This window comes from Paenibacillus sp. FSL H3-0321 (assembly GCF_038002865.1).
In the GTDB taxonomy this organism is placed as follows: Bacteria; Bacillota; Bacilli; order Paenibacillales; family Paenibacillaceae; genus Paenibacillus_AQ.
In genome coordinates this window covers 1,325,043-1,346,486 of record NZ_JBBODH010000001.1, presented here as the reverse complement: position 1 = coordinate 1,346,486, position 21,444 = coordinate 1,325,043, and the positions used below count along the sequence as shown (strand labels likewise).

The following is a 21,444-nucleotide window of genomic DNA, read 5'->3' as shown; positions in this document are numbered from 1 at the left end:
ATTTAGCGCTGAAACGCTGATAATGGTTTAGGGTACATTGAAAGGTGAGAGAGAAAGATGCAAAAAGTACTTGTAGTAGATGATGAGGACGTTCTTCGCATGCTGATTGAAGATACGCTGGAGGACCTCGAAGATGTGGAGATTCGTACCGCTGAAAATGGGGTTGAGGCGCTTGCCAAGCTATCGGATGATTCCTACGATCTGGTGATATTGGACTATATGATGCCGGAAATGACCGGCATAGAAGTTTTGTCTGAATTGGACGAGGACTTGAAGAACTCCACGCCGATAATGATGCTGACCGCCAAGGCGCAGGAAATGGACCGGAGCAGAGCCAGGGAGGCGGGGGCGCGTTATTTCATGCCTAAGCCATTCAGTCCGACAGAGCTCCTGCAGATCGTGGAGGGTATTCTTGGTGAAAAGAAAAAAATTCGTTAATTTGAGCATCAAAGATAAATATTTCCGCATTATTTCAGGCTTATTTGTTCTCATCGCACTGACTGGCCTGCTCTTGTTCTTCTATATATCTTCTCAGCAGAACAAGTTGAGCCATGACCGTGAAGTGCTGCAGAACAAGGCGGAGACGATCAATGAACTGGCAACAACACTGAATGATGTTTTTTTTCGGGTCAGAGGCTACACGGCGCTGAAAAATGATAATGAGCTGAAGCTCGCCTATGAAGCACTGCAGAAGCTGGGGGAAGTCCTTAATACGTATTCCCTGCTGAAGCTGTCCCCGGAAGAATTGCAGTTCAAGGACCAATTGACGGCATACAGTCAAAATTATCAAAAAGTTACGCTGCCTAAGGCGATCGCTCTGGTCGAGCAAGATAATTATGTTGCGCTGCGGGCGCTGGCACAGGATGGCAACACCCAGGCGGTAAATGAATTTCTTTCATACACGAAGCAATACAAAGCGCGCTCAGATGCACAATTGAATGAAATGGCTGCCGATTCCATTAAGCAAGCTAATGCGTTTACGATTGCGTCGTTCGTATTAAGCAGCTTCCTGCTGCTTCTATTCACCCTGATGATCTGGAGGATTCTGAAGGTTCTCATTGATCCGATCGTGAAGCTGGAAGAGGCAACTATTTCCCTTGCGGAAGGCCGGTCTGTATTGCTAAGCAAGCTTCAGAGGCAGGATGAAATCGGCCGGCTCTATGAAGCATTCCTGAATATGGCGAGAAGCATACAGGACAAAGAGGAAGAGCTGACGATGCAGAACGAAGAACTGCATGCGCAGCAGGATGAGCTTCAGGATCAGCAGTTTAAGCTGGAACGGTCTTTAAGCGAGATCGAGAGCATGATGAAGGCGCTGGATCAGTCCTCCGCAGTCGCCATTCTTTCGAACAAAGGCGTATTCACCTATGCTAATGAGAATCTGAGCGAGTATACGGGGTATAAGAACCCGGAGATCATCGGTTACACCTTCAGGCTGTTCGAGCTTTATAATATTTCAGGTGATCAGGCGCAGCAAATTCTCCGCAAGCTGACCACGGGCGGGGTATGGAGCGACGAGATTCAGATTCGGGCCAAGGACGGTTCGGTGATCTGGCTGCATTTGACAGTGATGCCTTATCTGAATGATGAAGGCCATGTCTACCAGTACATTCTCATTGCCAACAATATTTCTTCCATGAAAAGTGTGCAGCAGGAGCTGGCGGATACCCTGAAGAAGACGGAACAAACCAAGATTCTGCTGGAGCGGAGCAATCAGCTTAACCATGACATTACCTATACTCTGGACAAGCAGGAGTTCGCCGAAAAGTTTATCCGGTTTATGAATGAGCAGTATGCGTTCGACTCGAGCTTTTTCCTGATGGTCAAAGACAAAATTGCCGTCGTTAAAGGCGTACCTCTGGAGAATGTGGAACGTTATCTTGATAGTGATAATAATGATATGCTCTTCCGTATGCAAACGGAGAAATCCTATATTACTAAACGTCCGGCATCCTTACGGGAGCAGGGCATTTCTCCAGAAGGCATTTATTCGTATGATTACTACACAACGGTTGTCAATGCTGATGATGAGGTGCTGGCTGTATTCTGCGGTACCCGGATCGGACATTCCTTTGGCGAAGAAGAAACCGACGAGATTCAAGGCATGATGAACCGGGTGGCGCTGGCCATTGAGCGGCTGTTCATGTATGAAGAAATCGAAGATGGCCGGATGCTGAACAGGGACATTGTCAATAACGTCAATGAAGGAATTCAGTTTGTCCAAATGGACGGAACGATGCTGCAGATGAATAAAGCCCTTGGCCAGCTGTTCGGGTACGATGAATGGACTGAAGGGGAAGTAATCCTTAAGGAACGCTGGGCAGAACATTTCATCCACAGGGCCAATGAGCAGGATGATCTGCGGCTGTTCTACCAAACGGCGATGTCCGAAACGTTCTTCGATTCCAGCACGATCAAGTACTCTATAGGCACGGAAGCGATGAAACATGTGGAGGTGTATGCCATTCCGGTATACCGCCGCGAGATCCGCTTCGGTACGTTGTTTGTACACCGGAACATTACCCGGGAATATGAGCTGGATCTGATGAAATCCGAACTGGTCAGCACAGTCAGCCATGAGCTGCGGACACCGTTATCCAGTGTGCTCGGCTTCACAGAGCTGCTGTTATCCAGAACAATGAAGCCTGAGAAGCAGCTGAAATATCTGGAGACCATTCATAGGGAGGCGCACCGGCTGACCGATCTGATCAATGATTTTCTGGATCTGCAGCGAATGGAATCAGGCACCCAGCAGTACAATGCCGAGCCTGTCAATCTGAGCTCGCTTGTCCTCGGCGTCATTGACCAGTACAAACTGAGTGGCACCCACCATATTCTGCTGGAGGATGCAGCGCGGAATGCAGAGGTGGAAGTGGATAAGGATAAGATTGTCCAGGTACTGACCAACCTGCTTAGCAATGCGATCAAGTTCTCACCGAACAGCAATGAGATCAAGGTGCTGCTGCACAATGAACCCGAGCGGATTATTGTGGAGATCCAGGATCACGGGCTGGGGATTCCTAAGAATCAGATTGGCCATTTGTTCCAGAAATTCAGACGGGTAGACAACAGCGCGTCCAAACGGATCGGCGGAACAGGTCTAGGCCTGGCCATCTGCAAGGAAATCATTGAGAAGCAGAAGGGTGCGATCGGCATTGATTCGGTGGAAGGCGAAGGCACCACTGTATGGTTCAGTCTTCCGGTTCTGAATCATAGCGGCAGCCGGCATGAAGATGAGCCTTATAAATGGAATTCGGAGAAGGAAACGAAGCCGAACGTAATGATTGTAGAGGATGATTACAGTCTTTCCCTGCTGCTGTCGGAGGAACTGAAGGGCAAAGGCTTCCGGGTGACACATCATTATCATCCGCAGCAGGCGTTTGATCAGGCATTGAAGACACCTTTTGTGGCGATTGTCGTGGATCTGATGCTGGGGGATGAGCTGGATGGCTGGGACCTGATCCGCATGCTGAAGGATGATGAGCGGACAGCGAACGTTCCGATAGTTATTTCCTCGGCGCTGGACAAAACAGATAAAAGTCTGATGAACAATGTTCAGAAGTATTTGACCAAACCTTATCCCCCGGGTGATCTGTCGGTTACCCTGCAGGAAATCATAGCGATTGAACAGGGAACCGGAGAAGTGCTGTTTCCGGACAGCGGGCATGATGGGGAGTAGGAGAATTATTTTGGAGCAGCACTTATCGAAATGATTATTTATAAAAGGATTAGAGGAACAGGCCATGCACAAACGGTCTGTTTTTTTCTTGAAAAAAAGCTTGCCTTAAAGTGGACTCTAAGGCTTATAGTGGGAGGGAATGCGGACAACCATACAGGGATGAAAGGGAGGAATTGCGATGAAGTACAGTTATTTGGGAAAATCGGGTTTAAAGGTCAGCCAGTTATGTCTCGGCACGATGAATTTTGGTCCGGAGACCGAGGAGAAGGACGCCTTCAGGATCATGGATGCCGCATTGGATGCGGGCATTAACTTTTTTGATACTGCGAATGTCTATGGCGGCCAGGAACGGCGCGGCTGGACTGAAGAGATTATCGGACGCTGGTTTCAGCAGGGAGGCGGACGGCGCGAAAAGGTGGTGCTGGCGACCAAGGTTTACAATGACATGCTTGATGAGCAGGACGGTCCCAATTCAGGTTCGGGTTTATCCGCTTATAAGATCAGACGACATTTCGAGGGCTCGCTGAAACGTCTGCAGACCGATCATATTGAGCTGTATCAAATGCATCATATCGACCGCAATGTTTCCTGGGATGAGTTATGGGGTGCTTTTGAAATCCTGGTCTCCCAGGGCAAGGCGGATTATATCGGTTCCAGCAACTTTGCCGGCTGGCATATCGCACATGCTCAGGCGCAGGCGAAAGCGCGCCACTTCCTGGGCCTTGTCTCCGAGCAGCATCTGTACAATCTGCTCGAACGGACGCCGGAGCTTGAGGTGCTGCCGGCATCGCAGGAACTGGGACTTGGCGTTATCCCGTGGAGTCCGCTTGCGGGCGGTCTGCTCGGCCGCAACGCGCTGGCCAAGACCGGCGTGCGCAGCGCCCGCTCCGCCAAGCTGGAGCAGCACCGCAGCCAGCTGGAGCAGTTCTCTGCCCTCTGCAAGGAGCTTGGCGAGCATGAGGACCAGGTAGCTTTGGCATGGGTGCTGGCGAATCCAGCCGTGACTGCGCCCATCATCGGACCGAGAACTATTGAACAGTTCGAGGATTCGCTGCGCGTGTCTGAAATCGTTCTGGATGAAGTCACGCTGAAGAAGCTGGATGAAATATTCCCGGGACCGGGACGTCCGGCTCCGGAGGCCTACGCCTGGTAAATCATTCAGCAAGACTCTGATAGAGTGGGGATATGTCCGAACACCGGGCATATCCTCTTTTTGGTTTCTTTAGTGGGAAACCGAGGAGACCACGGCAAACTCGCCTTCTTCAGTGATTTCAGCATAAGCTACAGCCTGCGGGCCCGAATATCCCAGTTTGCGCAGCTCGCCGTCCAACCAGGCCTCGTCATGGCCAAGTTCGCTTAGCGTTCGCCGCTGAATGATCCCGTCCTCAATAATACTCTGGGGCAGCGTGGTTTCCTGTATGGATACAGCCAGGTCCTCGCGGGTGGCTGCTTCAAATTGCGGCTTTTTCATAATACTCAAAGAACCATTCGTCTCATAGATGGCATAAGCGACCTCACTGACAGAGAAAGTATCCTTAGCCCGCAGCATCATCCGCAGCTGGTCGAAGTCAAGGTTATTCTTGCGCAGCTTGACCAGATCGATCTCTCCGTCACGGATCAGAATTTCCGGTTCGCCCTCAAGCGGTTTGCGGAGCGCGCGGATTCGCTGGGTAACCTTCTCGAACGTCAGGGATAATACGGTCCAAACAGCCAGTGTAAAGATCAGCATCAGCACGGAATTTTCTGGTGTATATATGGTATCTCCGACCAAATCGCCCAGAATCACCGCAGAGATAAAGTCAAAAGGTGTCAAGGCGGAGATTTCCTTCTTGCCCAGCAATCTCGTCATTGCCCATAACCCGATAAAACCCGCGATCAGCTTGATGAATATCGCTCCGTATTCCATTTGGCACCCACCCTCAAATAAACGATTTATAATCTAAGAGTGTTTAACCATTACGCTTTTGAATGTAACATTTCTCCTTATCTGTACTCCCAAAGGTGAATCCGGGTGGTGCTCTGTGATAAGCTGTCTTTAAGAACCCGTTAATGGAGTGAGCCTAACAGACGTGAAAGGGGCACAGAGATGCTTTTTTACCTGATTTCAATATTGGTGTTACTGGCGGACCAGGCTGCTAAATGGATGGTGCGGTTAAACATGCAGCTGGGGGAGACCATTCCGTTCTGGAACCCTTACGTGCAATTTACTTATTATGAGAACAGTGGTGCGGCCTTCAGTTCTTTTCAGGGTTTTGGGAAGTATTTCTCGATTGTTGCGGCAGTATTTGTAGTTGCGATTTTTTATTACCGGCGTAAAGGAGTGCTGCGAGGGCCCTTGCTTGAAGCCGCCAGCGGATTTTTGGTGGGCGGTGCTATCGGCAATGCAATAGACCGCGTAATTTTCCATCAGGTTACGGATTTTCTTGTATTTGGGGAAGACGGCGGCATCATGAATTTGGCCGATCTGGCAATCAATGCCGGCGGCATCCTGATCGTGATCCATCTGATTATCGATCAGGTGAAGAGCAGCACGGCCAAGAGAAGACGGGTGAAAGGCAGCGGCACCGGACAGGCGTGACTGTTCTTATCCCCGGTTTTAAGTATAGGGTTGTCCTATTAGTCATTATTATGACTATGGACAACCCTATTTCTTTGGGGTTTACTTATCATTTGCTGCAATACATCGAACCTTTATTCCAGCGGAACGGCGTTTGATTCAAGTTCCCCGATGGCCCATTCGCAGAAGGCTACAGAAGATTCCATATCCATAACCCGCTTGCGCAGCAGCAAATACCGCCCGAACGTCGTTGCCGTAAGCTCGCGGGTTTCCCCGCGCTCCTGGCACAGGGCTTCATTGGCTTTAATCATGAGGTTATACCGGTCCAGCTCACTCCTGCAGAATTCCGCACGCCTTACCAGCAGCGCCTTAGCCTCCTCCGGCCTTGCGAGCCACAGGCTGTACAGCTTGAAATGCAGTTCGTCCCGCAACACGGGGGGATCAGCCGGCGTCTCAACCCACTCCCGCAATTGTTCAAGTCCTGCTTCCGTGATCGTATATATTTTTTTATCCGGCTTATCTGTCTGCTCGATCCGCTCGTAGGAGATGTATCCCTTCTGCTCCATACTCACCAGCAGAGGATAAATTTGACTATGGCCCGCCCGCCATAGCGGCTTAATGCTTTGCGTTAACTCGTATCCGGACAGCGAGTTGGCAGTCAGCAGGGCAAGGAGCCCGTAAGACAGAGTATTCATTACTATGAGTTCCTCCAATCCAAATTAATCCGTTTTCATTAGGAGTATTACTAATATGTCATCATTGACATATTGTAGATTCGATTATAACATTATTTAAGTTAACTTACATATGTAAAAGTAGACATATAAATAGTGATGAGGAGGAACTGCCATGGAAGAGAACCATGAACGACGAGGCAAAGTTCCTTTTTGGCCGATTATGATTGCCATATTCTTCGGGAACTTTGTCTCAGTCTTAAGCACCACAACGATTAACATTGCTGTTCCTCTACTAATGAATCATTTCCATACCGGCTTGCACACGATGCAGTGGATGGTTACCGGCTTTATGCTGGCAACAGGTGTAACGGCACCTTTGGCCGGTTATCTTGGCGGCAGATTCAGTTATAAGAGGCTATATTTGTTCGCTTTATCGGGCTTTACACTGTTCTCCCTGTTATGCGCCGTATCGGGTAACCCGCTGATGCTGATCATTTTCCGGATGCTTCAAGGCTCATGCAGCGGACTGATTATGGCCTGCACAATGACGATTATCTTTCAGGTCATTCCGATCGAGCGCCGGCCGTTCGCCGTCAGCCTGTGGTCGCTGTCCGCAATGGTTGCGCCGGCCATCGGGCCGACCTTCAGCGGCTGGCTGCTGCAGTATGCCAGCTGGCACTGGCTGTTCCTGATTAATATCCCGGTGGGACTTGTGGCTATTATATTAACCCAACTGTTGATCCCTTACTACCGGATGAATGTACCGAAGTCATTCGATGTTCCCGGGCTGATTACGGTGGTGACGGGCAGCCTGGCGCTTCTGACTGCTTTTAGCCAAGGCAGCAGCTGGGGCTGGGGTTCCTGGAGAACTCTATTGTTAATCGCTGCCGGGATCGTTCTGCTCCTCTTGTTTGTCCTGCATGAATTGCGGACGGAAGTGCCGCTGCTGAATCTGCGCGTATTTCAGAACCGGCGGTTCACGGCTATGCTGTGCATCTATAGTCTGGTAACGGTTGCGATGTATGCCGGCACATACTTAACGCCGCTTTTCTTGCAGACTGTGCAAGGCGCCACGACGCTCAAAACGGGGCTGATTCTGCTGCCTTCATCCATCCTGCTGGCATTGTTAAGCCCGGTTGTGGGCAAGCTGTATCCCAAGTTCGGGCCGGTGAAGCTGATTTCAGCTGGAATTGCCTTTATCTTTGCCGGTTTGTTTATGCTGAGCAGGCTGCATGTGGATGTTTCGCACAACTTTATTTTGTGGGCAATGGTCGTGCGCAATCTGGGGATCGGTCTGGCCAATGTCCCAAGCAGCACGGCATCCATGGAGGAAATTCCGGTGGAATGGTCAGGTCATGCAACTTCGATCAACAACTGGGTGCGCAATGTGTTAAGCTCATTAGCCATTGCCGTATTTACCTCACTCTTGTCGAGCAGATCCGTGATCCACTCCAAAGAGCTCTTTGAGTCCGGTGCAGCGGGTTCCGATTCGATCACCCTGCTTTCATTTACAATGGGGGTAAATGATGTATTTGTCGTTGCTGCCATCATCGTGCTGTTTGGTTTTCCGCTCATGCTTCTGCTGCGCCGCAAAGGGGGGACAACGCCTCTGCAAATGCAGACCCATGTCCGTAAGATCGCGAATCAGTAATCAAAAGCTGAATATGAAGTATCATTTTATCTAATGCAAGTTATCATTAATTGTAATGAAGCTGCTTAAATCGGGGTCATTTACTCTGATTTAAGCAGCTTTTACGTGTTTTATGGACGATATTACTAATAAAACCAAATTTTATGATAAAGAGAGCTCGTTGATCGTTTCATCTAATTATGATAGCCTGATCACATGAGGTTAAGAGGGAACTAGATTTCATGTTAAGGAGAGGTCGATATTGGTGCAACTACAAGTTACGAACAGTCCATTTAACGAGAACCAGGTTGAGCTTCTGAACCGCCTTCTGCCGACATTAACAGAGACGCAGCAGATATGGCTTGGCGGATATTTGTCCGCGTTGTCTTTGCAGGGAAATGCGGCAGCGGTTTCAACTGGTACATCGCTGCAAGCAGAGGGGATTGCGGCAGCCGTCTCCCCGGCGGCACAGCCGCAAATCTCCCGCGAAGTGACGGTGCTGTTCGGCTCCCAGACCGGCAATTGCCAGCGTCTGGCGTCCAGTCTGTCCCGCAAGCTGGAGGAGCAGGGCTTCCAGGTTACCGTATCGGCAATGAACGGCTTCAAGCCGAATGGTCTGAAGAAGGTCGAGAATCTGCTGCTGCTGGTCAGCACGCACGGAGAAGGCGAACCGCCGGATAATGCCCGGGCCTTCCATGAATTTATCTATAGTAAGAGAGCGCCCCAACTGGATCATCTGAGTTATTCCGTACTGGCGCTCGGCGACACCTCCTATGAGTTCTTTTGCCAGACCGGCAAGGATTTCGATCAGCGTCTCGAAGAGCTGGGCGGACGGCGTCTGAGCCCGCGTGTCGATTGTGATCTCGATTACGATGAGCCGGTAGCTGAATGGTTCCAGCAGGTCATCAGCTCACTGAGCGGTCCGCAGAATGCCCCGGCAATTGCCGGGGAAGCGGTACAGGCAGCTGAACAGGCAGAGCCGCCGGATTCAGCCTACTCACGCAACCATCCTTTCCATGCTGAAGTGCTGGAGAATCTTAATCTGAACGGACGCGGCTCTGACCGCGAGACCCGCCATCTGGAGCTGTCGCTTGCCGGCTCCAATCTGAGCTTCGAGCCGGGCGACTCGCTGGGAGTGTACCCGGAGAATCATCCTCAGCTGGTGGCGGATATTATTGCCGCTATGGGCTGGAATAGCGATGAATCTGTTCCTCTTAATAAGAAGGGGGAGGAAGGCACTCTGCGTGAAGCACTGCTGCGTCATTATGAAATTACAGTCCTGACGAAGCCGCTGCTGGAACAGGCGGCACAATTAACTGCATCGGCAGGGCTTCAAGCACTGCTTGCTCCGGATCATCAGCAGGAGCTGAAGGCATATATCCAGGGACGTGATCTGCTGGATCTGGTCCAGGATTTCGCACCATGGGAAGTGCCTGCACGCAGCTTTGTAACCATTCTGCGCAAGCTGCCCGCAAGACTGTATTCGATCGCTAGCAGCTATAACGCGAACCCCGATGAGGTTCATTTCACGGTTCGCGCGGTGCGGTACGAATCACATGGCCGTGACCGTTACGGCGTCTGCTCGGTCCATTGCGCTGAACGGGTACAGCCGGGCGATACCCTCCCGATCTATATTCAGAACAACCCGAATTTCAAACTTCCGGCCAATTCCGAGGTTCCCGTGATTATGATCGGGCCGGGTACCGGGGTAGCGCCATTCCGTTCCTTCCTGGAAGAGCGGGAAGAGCAGGGCGCAAGCGGCAGAACTTGGCTGTTCTACGGCGACCGGCATTTCGTGACCGATTTCCTCTATCAGACAGATTGGCAAAGAATGCTTAAGGACGGCGTGCTGAACAAGCTGGACGTTGCGTTCTCCCGGGATACGGAAGAGAAAGTATATGTGCAGCACCGCATTTTGGAACAGAGCCGTGAGCTGTATGCCTGGCTGCAGGAAGGTGCGCATGTGTATGTATGCGGTGACGAGAAGCATATGGCCCATGATGTTCATTCCGCACTGGTCACTGTGATCCAGCGGGAGAGCGGCTTAAGCCCGGAAGAGGCAGTAGCTTACCTGGAGCACATGCAGCAGGAACAGCGTTATCAGCGCGATGTGTATTAAGGGAGGAGAGGTTCAGCTATGGCGAATAATGAATCAGCGGTGAAGCCGATCGGCGGCCCGCCTAGTGATGTGGAACATATAAAGATCGAGAGCAACTACCTGCGGGGCGCACTTGTGGAGACACTGCGCAACCCGGTAACCGGAGGACTGCCAGAGGATGACAACCGGCTGCTCAAATTTCACGGCAGCTACATGCAGGATGACCGGGATTTGCGCAGTGAGCGTGAGCGCTCCAAGCTGGAGCCGGCCTATCAGTTCATGCTGCGCGTGGTGGCTCCGGGCGGAGTCGCTACTGCGGCACAGTGGCTGGTCATGGATGAGCTGGCCCATAAATACGGCAACGGCACACTCCGTTTGACGACACGACAAGCGTTTCAAATGCACGGTGTACTGAAATGGAACCTGAAAAAGACGATCAAGACCATTAACGATACGCTCATGACCACACTCGCAGCCTGCGGGGATGTCAACCGCAACGTGATGAGCGCCCCGAATCCGTATCAGTCCGAAACGCATGCTGAAGTGTACGAATGGGCCCGGAAGATCAGCGATCATCTGTCTCCGCGTACACCGGCGTACCATGAAATCTGGCTGGACGGCGAGAAGGTTGTAGACAGCAAGGAAGGCGTAGAAGTGGAACCGATCTACGGTCCGGTCTATCTGCCGCGCAAATTCAAAATCGGTCTGGCAGTGCCGCCCTCCAATGACGTCGATGTCTTCTCCCAGGATCTTGGCTTCATCGCGGTATTGGAGGAAGGCAAGCTGTTAGGATTTAATGTTTCGGTTGGCGGCGGGATGGGCATGACGCACGGCGATACGAGCACCTATCCACAGCTTGGGCGGGTGATCGGCTTCTGCCGGCCGGAGCAGATGATTGATGTGGCGGAGAAGACGGTCACGATTCAGCGTGACTATGGCAACCGCTCCGTCCGCAAGAATGCCCGTTTCAAATATACCCTCGACCGCCATGGCCTGGAATGGTTTACAGGCGAGCTGCAGCACCGGCTGGGCTGGCAGCTGGAGGCTGCCCGTGCGTTCCATTTCGACCATAACGGCGACCGTTACGGCTGGGTGAAGGGCATCAACGGTAAATGGAATTTGACGTTGTATATCCAAAGCGGACGGATTCAGGATCAGGAAGGGTATCCGCTGATGACCGGACTGCGGGAGATCGCTAAGATACACACCGGGGATTTCCGTCTGACGCCGAATCAGAATCTGATTATTGGCAATGTGAGCAGTACGAAGAAACGTAAGGTGGACGAACTTGCCCGGCAATACGGTTTGACCGACGGAGCGCAGCACACCGCTCTGCGGCGCAGCGCTATGTCCTGTGTAGCTTTGCCAACCTGTGGTCTTGCCATGGCCGAAGCGGAACGGTATCTTCCCCTCCTGCTTGATAAGCTGGAGCTGATCATTGATGAAGCGGGCCTGCGCAACGAAGAGATTATCATCCGCATGACCGGCTGCCCGAATGGCTGTGCCAGACCGGCACTGGGGGAAATCGCCTTTATCGGCAAAGCTCCGGGCAGATATAATATGTATCTGGGTGCGGGCTTTACCGGAGACAGGCTGAACAAGTTGTACAAGGAAAATATCGACGAGAATGAAATTCTTGAAACGCTGGGGCCTATTCTTCAACGCTTTGCCAAAGAACGCGCGGCGGGCGAACATTTCGGAGATTTTGTTATCCGCAGCGGCTATGTGAAGGCCGTCACCTCGGGGCTAAATTTCCATGACTGACTAACAAAGGAACCTGCTCTCCAATGCAACACGGAGGATGGGTTCCCTTGTTTTGTGGGGGAAATGAGGATTGAACCTGAAATTTTCTACAGCGATTCGCGTTTATTTACATAATCGAAGAATGAATTTGGATTTTCGGCGGTTTTCTTACATAATATAAAGAGTACCCATAACATATCCAAGAGCCATTATAGTGAGTAATGCGTTCTGTACAGAAGAGGCGAATGTGATGATCATCATGAAATCGATGGAAGAGATCGAAAAAATGCGTGCAGCCGGCAAGATTCTTGCTGAATGCCACCGGCAAATCGCCGGAATGCTGAAACCCGGAATTACGACCTGGGAAATTGACCAGTTTGCTGAGAAGTTCATTCTTTCCCAAGGGGCAACACCTGAGCAAAAAGGGTATCATGGATATCCTTACGCAACCTGCGCATCCGTGAACGATGTAATCTGCCATGGCTTTCCCAAACATGAGCCGCTTAAAGACGGTGACATTGTAACGATTGATATGGTCGTGAACCTGAACGGCTGGCTGGCCGATTCTGCGTGGTCCTACGGGATAGGCAACATCAGTGATCAGGCAGCGAAGCTGCTGGAAACGACCAAAGAGTCACTGTTCAAGGGCATAGAGCAGGCAGTTGCAGGCAACCGGATCGGCGATGTCGCCCATGCGATTCAGGTGTATGCCGAGTCGAACGGGTTCTCAGTTGTCCGTGATTTTATCGGGCACGGCATCGGCTCCGAAATGCATGAAGCCCCTGAGGTGCCTCACTACGGACCTGCAGGCAAAGGACCGCGTCTCAAGGAAGGCATGGTCTTCACCATTGAGCCGATGCTCAATACCGGAAGCTACCGGACAAAGGTAGATGCGGACGGGTGGACAGCCCGGACGATTGACGGCGGCTTGTCGGCGCAATACGAGCACACCCTGGCGATAACTCCGCAGGGAACGATTATTTTGACGGAGCTGTAATCTTAAGTGTTTGAATCGTAATTTGGTTGGAAGTACTGCAGGTAAACCCGGTCAGCCGCTCATGCATGTCATGGCGCTGGCCGGGTTTATTTTTTTTGGTTATTTGTCTTAATGTGTCGGAATTCACGGTTTTATGGGGAGGGAATGAATATAATGGTAACTCAAGGCTGAAGGGGAATAGAGGATCAGAAATGGCAACAGACAAACATTGCAAGAATCAGCATGGCGCACCCAGCCCTCAGCAGTGTATGGAGCACTATGGCTGTATTTATGAGAATAACCATTTAATTACCTTGATGGTTGACCCGGCTGACGGAAGCATCGTTGATGCGAACAAGGCAGCCTGCGATTTCTATGGCTACCGCCTCCGTGATTTCAGAAAACTTCATATCTCGGATTTGAATGCAGAGGGTGAGGCGGGGGAGCGGGACTTCGTGGATAAGGCCATGCCCGGCGGAGAATATCTGGGAAACCAGGTGTTTATGGACAGGCATCAGTTGGCCGGAGGCCAGATCATAGTGGTGGAGATTCATACAGGGATCATGACGATGTTAGGAAAGACATGTGTCTACACCGTTATTCATGACGTCAGCGAGCGGGTCCGCTCCGAACAACGACTCCGGGAAAGCGAAGAACGCTACAGGGATCTGGTTGATCTCTGTCCTGAAGCCATTCTGGTTTACAGCGGGGGAACGATTCTGTTTGCCAATCAGCAAACTGAGAAGATGTTCGGCAGGAAGAAGAAGGAACTGATTGGTAAGGGTATTGATGATTTTTTTTACGAGGAGCCGCTTAGCAGCACGGAGTATAAAAAACTAAAAACCAAAGGTTCCATGAAGGACCGGTTTCGGATCGAGCAGCGTTTTATCCGGCATGACAAACATATTTTTGATCTGGAGATCTCGGGCGTACCGATTGTATATGAAGAAGAAGTAGCTCTGCAATTGGTATTAAGGGATATTACGGAGAACAAAAAGGAACTTGAACGGGCGGTCAAGCTTCAAGAGCACCGTCATGCCGTTGCTTTTCCTCTGGAGAACAGGGCGGTGCTGGACAAGATATACATTCCCGCCACAACACTCAGCGGAGACTTCTTCATCTTTCACAAAATTGATGATGAACAGGTCATCGGAATCATCGGTGACGTCACCGGCAAAGGCATTTCGGCCGCATTAAGCATCTCCGCGCTGCGTGTGCTGTTCCTGGACAGTCTGCTCACTTCAAAGGAGCCGGTTCAGGTTCTGAAGGATTTGAATCTGAAAGCGGGACAGTATCTGGGAGAGGATTATATTGCCGGCTGCTGCTTTCATCTCGATTTCGGCGCCAGTGTGCTTAAGGCAGCAGGGGCCGGGATCAACGAATTCATCTATGTGCCGAAAGCGCAGGCCGGTCAGCAAATAACAGTCAAAGGAGCTCCGCTGGGCATGTTCAGCGACAGTGAATTTGAGCAGCAGGCTGTTGCATTTGGATCGGGTGACCGTTTCTGCTTCTATAGCGACGGTATGGAGCTTTTGTTTGAAGAAGCGGAGTTAGGCCGTGATTACGAATATTTGCACGAAAAGGTTGCGGGCGTTTGTCTGCAGGACGACTGCACCTGGCTGAGCCTGAATATCCAGTGAGACAAGGGGTGAATTATGAACGCTGTACATAAGGAAGTGCTGCTTCACGGACTGGAGCACACACAGGGAATTATTGACGGAATTATCGAAGAGCTTGATTTGGAAGCCTATGCTTTTGATATCCGTCTGATTCTGGTTGAGGCTATTACGAATGCGTATTATCACGGGAATCTCAGCGATTGCACGAAGCCGATCTATATCCGGTATTTGCTGAGAGATGAGCTGCTTAAGCTTCAGGTCGAAGACTCTGGAGAAGGCGGCCGGGATCTCGTTATTCCGCAGGATATCAGTAGTGACGAGCTGCTGGATGACGGAGGAAGAGGGCTGTACTTGATTAGCTGCTTCTCGGATAGTGTGGAGATGATCCGAAATACGATGTACATCAGCAAGAATGTATGTCCTAGTTGACAGGTTCTCTTCTGAGGACTGTTTTCTGTGAATGGAAAAGGGGAGAATTCGGTGAAGTTAAGTTTAAAGGTTAGAATCAGCATTCTATTGTTCCTCATCATTAGCGTGCCGTTGTTTGTTTCCGGTATCATCTCTTACAAACTGGCGGCAAATGCACTGCAAACGACAATTGAAGAGGAATTAAGAACAACAACAAGTTCAGCCGCCAAGTCTGTTGAGAGCGAGCTTGAAGCGGTAGGCAATTATCTTGAAATCGCCAGCAAAAACAGCACACTGGCTGATTTTGCCGCAAGTCCAGCCTCGGAGGGAGAAAGAAAGACGTCTTTCAGTTATCTTTCCGGTATTCAACAAGACAACGCCAAGCTGCTTGAATCGCTGATCGTTGCTGATGTGAACGGCAAGGCGCTGCTTTCCAGCAGTTCTGAAGCTCCGGAGCTGGATGTGCAGGACCGGGAGTATTTTCAGCAGGCGCTTCAGGGGAAAGAGGCGATAAGCGATGTCCTCACCTCCAGGGAAACCAATCAGCATATCGTTGCGATTGCCCATCCGCTGCGTCAGAATAATGTTATTAAGGGCGTATTGATCGGGACAATCGTCTTTGACAGCATTTCCGCGCCCGTAGCCGAAGTGAAAATTGGCGAGAGCGGGTACGGGTATATGATCGACCGTACAGGCCTTGTGGTTTATCATCCTGATAAAGGCAAGATTCTCACAGAAAATCTGGACGGCAACAGCAATAAGGAATTAAATGCGCTTGTACAGATTATGAAAAGCGGAAAAGCTTCCCATGGCTTTTATACCTATGAAGGCGTCTATAAATATGTGTCCTTTCAGCCTGTAGGAAACTGGGTTGTGGCGACCACTGCGAATTACGGGGAATACATGGCGTCTGCAACAGAGATCCGAAATACGACACTGATCGTTGTTATTGCCTTCATTCTGGTAGCTCTTCTTGCAGGGTATTTCTTTACCACCCGGAGTATCATAAGTCCAATCAAGAAGCTGGAAAAGGCCATGGCTCAGGCCGGTGATGGCGATTTGACAGTACATACGGCCATCACATCAGGGGATGAGCTGCAGTCGCTAAGCGATTCCTTTAATGCAATGATTGACAAGCAGGAAGCCATTATTGAGAAAGTAAGGGCGGGCTCGGAGGTTCTAACCTCCATGTCGGAAGAAATGGCGGCTTCTTCAGAGGAGATCAGTGCGTCGATTGAAGAAATCAGCTCCAGCACTCAGGAAATTGCCGCCGGTGCGGAGAATAACAACCATTCGGTAGTGAATGCCTCCCAGGTTCTGGTGCAGCTTTCCAGTCTGGTGCAGCTGGCTCAGAGCAAGGCGGCAGCGACCTCCCTGAATGCGGACAGCACCAACCGGGCAGCACAGGATGGCAGAATCAAGGTCATTAATACGGTTGAAGCGATGGATACGATCAACAGCAGCACCAAGGAGACAGAAGAGCAGCTGCAGACTGTGAGCGAGTTGTCCAGCAAAGTTTCCACTATTATCGGAACCATTAATGCCATCGCCAAGCAGACTAATTTATTGGCACTGAATGCCGCCATCGAAGCTGCAAAAGCGGGAGAACACGGGCGCGGCTTCAACGTGGTGGCCGGAGAGGTGCGGAAGCTGTCGGATGAAACGCACAGGCAGGCAAACGAAATCTCATCACTGGTACATGATATGGTCTCCCGGATTGCGCAAGCTGTGAACTCGATGCGGGGCGCCTCGGAAGCCGTGGAGGGCGGAGTGAGGATCGTTAATGAAACCGATCATGCATTTATCCATATCATTGAATCGGTGGAGATGATTAACGATAGTGTGCGGGAAATCCTGGAGATTACCAAAGACGAGGTTGCCACCTCGGATCAGATCATCAAGCTCATTGACTCTATGGGCACGATCTCGGAATTGGCGGCAATGAACAGCGAAAGTGTATCCAGCGCAACCGAGGAACAAGCGGCGACAGTCAACAATTTCGTCTCTTCTGCCCAGGAGGTCAGCGCCATGGCCAATGAGCTGGAATTCCTCGTTGAGAAATTTATAATTAGGGGGAAATGACATGAGCGAGATTATTATTGAAATGCCGGAGATGTTTTCCGTAGAAGAAGCAAGCAAGTTTAGAGAAGATATCCGCAGTTATATCAGCAGGGGGTATTCAAGTTTTCTGCTTGATTTCGGCGGCTGCCGGTTTATCGACAGCACCGGGCTTGGTGTGATTGTCAGCTCTTATAAGAAATGCGTGGAGAATGGCGGCACGATCAGACTGCAATCCTTGAATTCAAATGTGTTGAAGATTTTTGAACTAACAAGGCTGACCAATGTGTTTGAGATATTATAAGCAAAAATACAACCAAGGCCTCCCACCGCTTTCTGCGGGGGAGGCCTTGGTTGTATTCGCGAATTAATCAGTTATATTCCGGGTGTAATATTCAATGATATCCTTGCGGCGGATAATACCGAGGAAGACTCCGGCGCCATCGACGACAGGCACAAAGTTCTGGTCTGCGGCGAGTGTAAGCATATCCTCCATCTGGGCGTGAATTTCCACGCTTTCATTATGCACATGTCTCTGGATCTCGCTTACGGTAACCTCACGCATATTCTCAAAGCCGAGGTCCGCTGTGTTCTTCAGCTTCCATAGCAAGTCGCCCTCTGATAAGGTACCAACATATTTGCCTTCATCGTCAATGATGGGTATCGCAGAATAATAATGCTGTTCCAGCTGCTCCATAGCTTCCAGCATGGATATGGAGGAAGCAATAAAAGCGACCTGATCTTTGGGCAGCAAAAAAGAGGATATTTCCATAGGTTCGACTCCTTTACAGTGGAATAAATGCGTAGCGGTAGTTTAATTAAACCATAGTTTAGTATGTAAGCGCATTAATAAAAAAGATTTTTAACTTCCCTCGAACCTGTAACAACCGTCTCAGCTTGTTTTTCCATTTCAAGAAATGTGATTTCCCGCCCACAAAAAAGAATATAAAACCCTGCGAAAAACGAGCGGGATTCTATATTCTCTGTTTTAGATATCAACATGCATTGTTCTTACTTGCCTGCTTCGCCATTCTCGTGGCTGATCTGCCATTCGATGCCGAATTTATCTTTCAGGCTGCCGTAACATTTGCTCCAGAAGGTCTCCTGCAGCTCCATGACTACCGTTCCGCCTTCTTTCAACTGATGGAACCAGGATTTGAGCTGCTCTTCATCGCGGGATACGAGAGCGAGGCTGATATTGTTCCCCACCGTAAAAGGCATGCCCGGAAACACATCAGAGAACATTACATTGCTGCCGTCAATGTTCAATCTGGAGTGCATGACCAAGGATTTGGCTTCTTCAGGAAGCGGATACTCGGGGTTTGGCGGTGAATCTCCAAAGGTCATGATCTGTGGAGCCTCTGTACCAAACACCGCAGCATAATACTCTACAGCTTCACGGCAGTTCCCATTGAAATTCAAATACACATCAACAGACACATGCTTCACTCCTCTAATGTTAAATTAAGCCAAGCGCATATTTCCATATTGTATCATGGCCTTGTCCATAGAAAAATATTCTTTCGGGTCTATATTACAAGCTGCAATGAACAAATACAATGAATACCTCGAAAATTATGTCAATTCAGGTAATATTGCGCATGGAGAGTTGACCTTCAGAATGAAATGTTTCCGCTATCCGGCTGCGCTGCTCCGTTCAGGATTCCGTCAACCCATAAATAACAGCGTTGCAATTGTTCCTCTGAAATAAGGTCGGAGCGGTGCTCGAACATGATTTTTACGTCACTGTTCTCCGCGCGGATAATCCGCAAATAATCCTCGATTGGTGCCCAGCCGTCTTGCGGGCTTAATTCGGGAAGAACCGGATAGTGGCTGTTTTGCACACTGTCATTCACCTGAACATTGGAGAGGTGGATCAGACCTGCATAGCGGGTAAACTTTCTGAGGATGGCTCTGGCATCAAAATACGGGTCGAGCTTGTCCTGCAAAAATAACCTCGCAGTATCCAGGCAGAGCTTAATCCGGGGGTACCGGATCAATAATTGCTCGAAAAAATCGTTGTCGTAAATATATCTGTTTAATGAATCAAATTCCAATACGGGGACAAATTGATACTGAAGGCTCTGTGCATTCAGCCATTCAAAGAGTTGCTCGCTGCGCATTATCAGCTCTTCCAGCGTGATTTCAGATTCATAGATAAACTCCCGGGAATCTCCAAACCGCCATCCTGTCCAATTCACACGTTCGTCCAGAATCACAGGTTTCGGATAATGAAAAAGAATATATTCCGGCTGAAGGGCTGTCAGAACATCCAGCTCTTCCCGGACATGCTGATAGGCATCCTCACGCACCTGCCCGTCTGTGGAGAGGAAAAGGGGATCGCGTAGCCTGGTGGCGTCAGCCCGGAACGGAAAATGTACGCCAACCTGAAATCCTTTGCTGCGGGATTCTTCGATTAAATGCTGCATATCTTCTGCGGTGGTGAATGAACAAGCCTCTATTCCATAGAATCCGTTTCTAAAGTCTTTATGGAATTTCTCGTAATCAAACCCTCCATATTGTCCAATCATAAACTGCTGCAGTCTAACCGCCTCGCTTTTAAGTCATTTTTTGGTATTAGCTTCGCTGGACAACTTCCAATTTCCTGCCTGGGCCGTAGTATTTCGGATAGACAATTAACCGGCCCGTTCAATATACTAGGGGAAAGAAATGGTTTCAAAAGGTTTTAGCAAAGGAGAATAGAAGTGACTAACAAGCGGATTGCCGGCCTTCGGCTCTTGAACCAGCACATCAGCAGTCCCGCGTTCCAGCAGCCGGAACAGGTCGTAAGGGCACTAGGTGCGCTGCAGGCACAGGACTATATGCAGGCGGTCTGGGCTATCGGCTTGCGCACAGCATCGGCGGGATTGGCCGATGTGGAGCGGGCCATTACGGAACGGAAAATTCTTCTGACCTGGTCACTTCGCGGGACCATTCATTGTGTACCGCCTGAAGATGTGAAGTGGATGCTTCAGCTATGCGCTCCACGGCTGCTGCGGGCGACAAAACGCAGGCTGGAACAATTGGAGCTGGACGACAAGACTTTGGAGCGCTGCAGAAGGATCCTCTATCATGCCTTAAAAGGAGGACGGTGTATTACGCGCCCTGATCTGCTTCGGCTGCTGGAGGATGAGGGGATCAGCACTGCCAGCCAACGGGGCTACCATATCCTGTGGCACTGCGCGTATAACGCATTAATTTGTTTTGGGCCTCTGCACGGCAAGCAGCAAACCTTCGTCCTGCTGGATGAATGGGTAACCGGGTCCAGGGAGCTGTCCTTCGATGAATCACTTGCTGAGCTTGCCCTGCGGTATTTTACGACCCATGGGCCTGCAACCGTACATGATTTCGCCTGGTGGACAGGCATGACGGTTACGGATGCCAGAGCAGGACTGGACGCGGTGAGCAACGAGCTTATAAGCGAAGTTATAGAATCCGGTGAGTACTGGATGCCGAATACACCGGTTGACGGAGCAGAGACCGGTAAATCTTCCGGTGTCTATCTGCTTCCGGGTTTCGATGAGTATATTCTGGGCTACAAGGACCGCAGTGCGGTCCTTGAGCCGGAGACCGCTCCGCTAATTGTTCCCGGCAACAACGGTGTATTTATGCCGACGATTGTATGGGATGGACAGGTCATCGGGATATGGAAACGCACACTCAAGAAAAAAGGTGCCGAGCTGATGTTATCCCCCTTTAGATCCTTGGACGGCGTCCTCAAAGAACAGTTGGAAGAGGCTGCCGGACGCTATGCTGCTTTTCTGGGACTCCCGCTCACCAAGCTTGATATGAAAGAAATATAAGCCGAAAACCGCTGGATTGCCCGTAAGGCCAACGTTGTAAATCATTTTGGACACTGCTCTTATTATATGAATGTGCTCTATAAATCATGGAAAACAACGATTCAGGATAATGCGTTCGTTGATCCCATGGAGTATGCCGCCGAAGGCGGATGTTTCCTAAGGGTTCCTCTGGCCAAGATTGGCCGGCGGGACCTTT

General features: G+C 50.3%; 18 protein-coding genes. 13 read left to right on the top strand and 5 right to left on the bottom strand.

Annotated features, from left to right (window positions below):
• Window positions 1-57: 57 nt before the first annotated feature.
• From MHI45_RS05910 to MHI45_RS05900, 3 genes are all read left to right on the top strand, one after another.
• Window positions 58-438 carry a response regulator gene (locus MHI45_RS05910; RefSeq protein ID WP_076109754.1) on the top strand — a complete coding sequence of 127 codons (381 nt, stop codon included), beginning with the start codon at window positions 58-60 and terminating at the stop codon, window positions 436-438.
• The gene (locus MHI45_RS05905) at window positions 416-3,679 is read left to right on the top strand and encodes an ATP-binding protein (protein ID WP_076109753.1); all 3,264 of its coding nucleotides are present in this window, start codon (window positions 416-418) and stop codon (window positions 3,677-3,679) included. The genes MHI45_RS05910 and MHI45_RS05905 overlap by 23 nt, the downstream gene beginning before the upstream one ends.
• A gap of 178 nt (window positions 3,680-3,857) precedes the next feature.
• On the top strand, window positions 3,858-4,832 hold the full coding sequence (locus MHI45_RS05900) for an aldo/keto reductase (protein ID WP_076109752.1): 975 nt from the start codon (window positions 3,858-3,860) through the stop codon (window positions 4,830-4,832).
• Between the two features lie 69 nt (window positions 4,833-4,901).
• Here the strand turns inward: MHI45_RS05900 and MHI45_RS05895 are convergent, their stop codons facing one another.
• Window positions 4,902-5,585, bottom strand: coding sequence for a DUF421 domain-containing protein (locus MHI45_RS05895; RefSeq protein ID WP_076109751.1), 684 nt, complete (start codon window positions 5,583-5,585; stop codon window positions 4,902-4,904).
• 180 nt (window positions 5,586-5,765) lie between these two features.
• On the opposite strand from MHI45_RS05895, the gene lspA reads away from it, so the two are divergent.
• Window positions 5,766-6,257, top strand: coding sequence for a signal peptidase II (gene lspA / locus MHI45_RS05890; protein WP_076109750.1), 492 nt, complete (start codon window positions 5,766-5,768; stop codon window positions 6,255-6,257).
• 113 nt (window positions 6,258-6,370) lie between these two features.
• Here lspA and MHI45_RS05885 read toward each other — a convergent pair whose 3' ends face one another.
• On the bottom strand, window positions 6,371-6,931 hold the full coding sequence (locus MHI45_RS05885) for a PadR family transcriptional regulator (RefSeq protein WP_076109749.1): 561 nt from the start codon (window positions 6,929-6,931) through the stop codon (window positions 6,371-6,373).
• A 154-nt stretch (window positions 6,932-7,085) separates the two neighbouring features.
• On the opposite strand from MHI45_RS05885, the gene MHI45_RS05880 reads away from it, so the two are divergent.
• The 8 genes from MHI45_RS05880 to MHI45_RS05845 all read left to right on the top strand — a co-directional run bounded on the left by MHI45_RS05880 (window position 7,086) and on the right by MHI45_RS05845 (window position 17,749).
• On the top strand, window positions 7,086-8,564 hold the full coding sequence (locus tag MHI45_RS05880; RefSeq protein WP_076109748.1) for an MDR family MFS transporter: 1,479 nt from the start codon (window positions 7,086-7,088) through the stop codon (window positions 8,562-8,564).
• 244 nt (window positions 8,565-8,808) lie between these two features.
• Window positions 8,809-10,662 carry an assimilatory sulfite reductase (NADPH) flavoprotein subunit gene (locus tag MHI45_RS05875; protein ID WP_076109877.1) on the top strand — a complete coding sequence of 618 codons (1,854 nt, stop codon included), beginning with the start codon at window positions 8,809-8,811 and terminating at the stop codon, window positions 10,660-10,662.
• A gap of 18 nt (window positions 10,663-10,680) precedes the next feature.
• Window positions 10,681-12,405 carry an assimilatory sulfite reductase (NADPH) hemoprotein subunit gene (gene cysI / locus MHI45_RS05870; RefSeq protein WP_076109747.1) on the top strand — a complete coding sequence of 575 codons (1,725 nt, stop codon included), beginning with the start codon at window positions 10,681-10,683 and terminating at the stop codon, window positions 12,403-12,405.
• Window positions 12,406-12,634: 229 nt separating this feature from the next.
• On the top strand, window positions 12,635-13,381 hold the full coding sequence (gene map, locus MHI45_RS05865) for a type I methionyl aminopeptidase (protein WP_038594183.1): 747 nt from the start codon (window positions 12,635-12,637) through the stop codon (window positions 13,379-13,381).
• A gap of 191 nt (window positions 13,382-13,572) precedes the next feature.
• Window positions 13,573-15,000: a SpoIIE family protein phosphatase gene (locus tag MHI45_RS05860; RefSeq protein WP_076109746.1), complete on the top strand. Its 1,428-nt coding sequence runs from the start codon at window positions 13,573-13,575 to the stop codon at window positions 14,998-15,000.
• 15 nt (window positions 15,001-15,015) lie between these two features.
• Window positions 15,016-15,408 (top strand): ATP-binding protein, encoded by a 393-nt coding sequence (locus tag MHI45_RS05855; protein ID WP_076109745.1) that lies wholly within the window; start codon window positions 15,016-15,018, stop codon window positions 15,406-15,408.
• A 51-nt stretch (window positions 15,409-15,459) separates the two neighbouring features.
• On the top strand, window positions 15,460-17,469 hold the full coding sequence (locus MHI45_RS05850; RefSeq protein ID WP_076109744.1) for a methyl-accepting chemotaxis protein: 2,010 nt from the start codon (window positions 15,460-15,462) through the stop codon (window positions 17,467-17,469).
• 1 nt (window position 17,470) lies between these two features.
• Complete coding sequence (locus tag MHI45_RS05845; protein WP_076109743.1) at window positions 17,471-17,749, top strand: STAS domain-containing protein; 279 nt, start codon at window positions 17,471-17,473, stop codon at window positions 17,747-17,749.
• Window positions 17,750-17,812: 63 nt separating this feature from the next.
• Here the strand turns inward: MHI45_RS05845 and MHI45_RS05840 are convergent, their stop codons facing one another.
• From MHI45_RS05840 to MHI45_RS05830, 3 genes are all read right to left on the bottom strand, one after another.
• The gene (locus MHI45_RS05840; RefSeq protein ID WP_038594172.1) at window positions 17,813-18,217 is read right to left on the bottom strand and encodes a CBS domain-containing protein; all 405 of its coding nucleotides are present in this window, start codon (window positions 18,215-18,217) and stop codon (window positions 17,813-17,815) included.
• A 239-nt stretch (window positions 18,218-18,456) separates the two neighbouring features.
• Window positions 18,457-18,885 (bottom strand): VOC family protein, encoded by a 429-nt coding sequence (locus MHI45_RS05835; RefSeq protein WP_076109742.1) that lies wholly within the window; start codon window positions 18,883-18,885, stop codon window positions 18,457-18,459.
• A 176-nt stretch (window positions 18,886-19,061) separates the two neighbouring features.
• Window positions 19,062-19,976 (bottom strand): sugar phosphate isomerase/epimerase, encoded by a 915-nt coding sequence (locus MHI45_RS05830; protein WP_256718055.1) that lies wholly within the window; start codon window positions 19,974-19,976, stop codon window positions 19,062-19,064.
• 174 nt (window positions 19,977-20,150) lie between these two features.
• Here MHI45_RS05830 and MHI45_RS05825 point away from each other — a divergent pair, with 174 nt between their 5' ends.
• The gene (locus tag MHI45_RS05825; RefSeq protein ID WP_076109740.1) at window positions 20,151-21,248 is read left to right on the top strand and encodes a winged helix DNA-binding domain-containing protein; all 1,098 of its coding nucleotides are present in this window, start codon (window positions 20,151-20,153) and stop codon (window positions 21,246-21,248) included.
• The last annotated feature ends 196 nt before the right edge of the window (window positions 21,249-21,444 follow it).

Excerpts from the sequence above, each read along its gene's own strand:
- MHI45_RS05910 (WP_076109754.1), top strand. The coding sequence starts at position 58 with ATGCAAAAAGTACTTGTAGTAGATGATGAGGACGTTCTTCGCATGCTG.
- MHI45_RS05900 (WP_076109752.1), top strand. The coding sequence starts at position 3,858 with ATGAAGTACAGTTATTTGGGAAAATCGGGTTTAAAGGTCAGCCAGTTA.
- MHI45_RS05895 (WP_076109751.1), bottom strand. The coding sequence starts at position 5,585 with ATGGAATACGGAGCGATATTCATCAAGCTGATCGCGGGTTTTATCGGG.
- lspA (WP_076109750.1), top strand. The coding sequence starts at position 5,766 with ATGCTTTTTTACCTGATTTCAATATTGGTGTTACTGGCGGACCAGGCT.
- MHI45_RS05885 (WP_076109749.1), bottom strand. The coding sequence starts at position 6,931 with ATGAATACTCTGTCTTACGGGCTCCTTGCCCTGCTGACTGCCAACTCG.
- MHI45_RS05880 (WP_076109748.1), top strand. The coding sequence starts at position 7,086 with ATGGAAGAGAACCATGAACGACGAGGCAAAGTTCCTTTTTGGCCGATT.
- cysI (WP_076109747.1), top strand. The coding sequence starts at position 10,681 with ATGGCGAATAATGAATCAGCGGTGAAGCCGATCGGCGGCCCGCCTAGT.
- map (WP_038594183.1), top strand. The coding sequence starts at position 12,635 with ATGATCATCATGAAATCGATGGAAGAGATCGAAAAAATGCGTGCAGCC.
- MHI45_RS05860 (WP_076109746.1), top strand. The coding sequence starts at position 13,573 with ATGGCAACAGACAAACATTGCAAGAATCAGCATGGCGCACCCAGCCCT.
- MHI45_RS05855 (WP_076109745.1), top strand. The coding sequence starts at position 15,016 with ATGAACGCTGTACATAAGGAAGTGCTGCTTCACGGACTGGAGCACACA.
- MHI45_RS05845 (WP_076109743.1), top strand. The coding sequence starts at position 17,471 with ATGAGCGAGATTATTATTGAAATGCCGGAGATGTTTTCCGTAGAAGAA.
- MHI45_RS05840 (WP_038594172.1), bottom strand. The coding sequence starts at position 18,217 with ATGGAAATATCCTCTTTTTTGCTGCCCAAAGATCAGGTCGCTTTTATT.
- MHI45_RS05830 (WP_256718055.1), bottom strand. The coding sequence starts at position 19,976 with ATGATTGGACAATATGGAGGGTTTGATTACGAGAAATTCCATAAAGAC.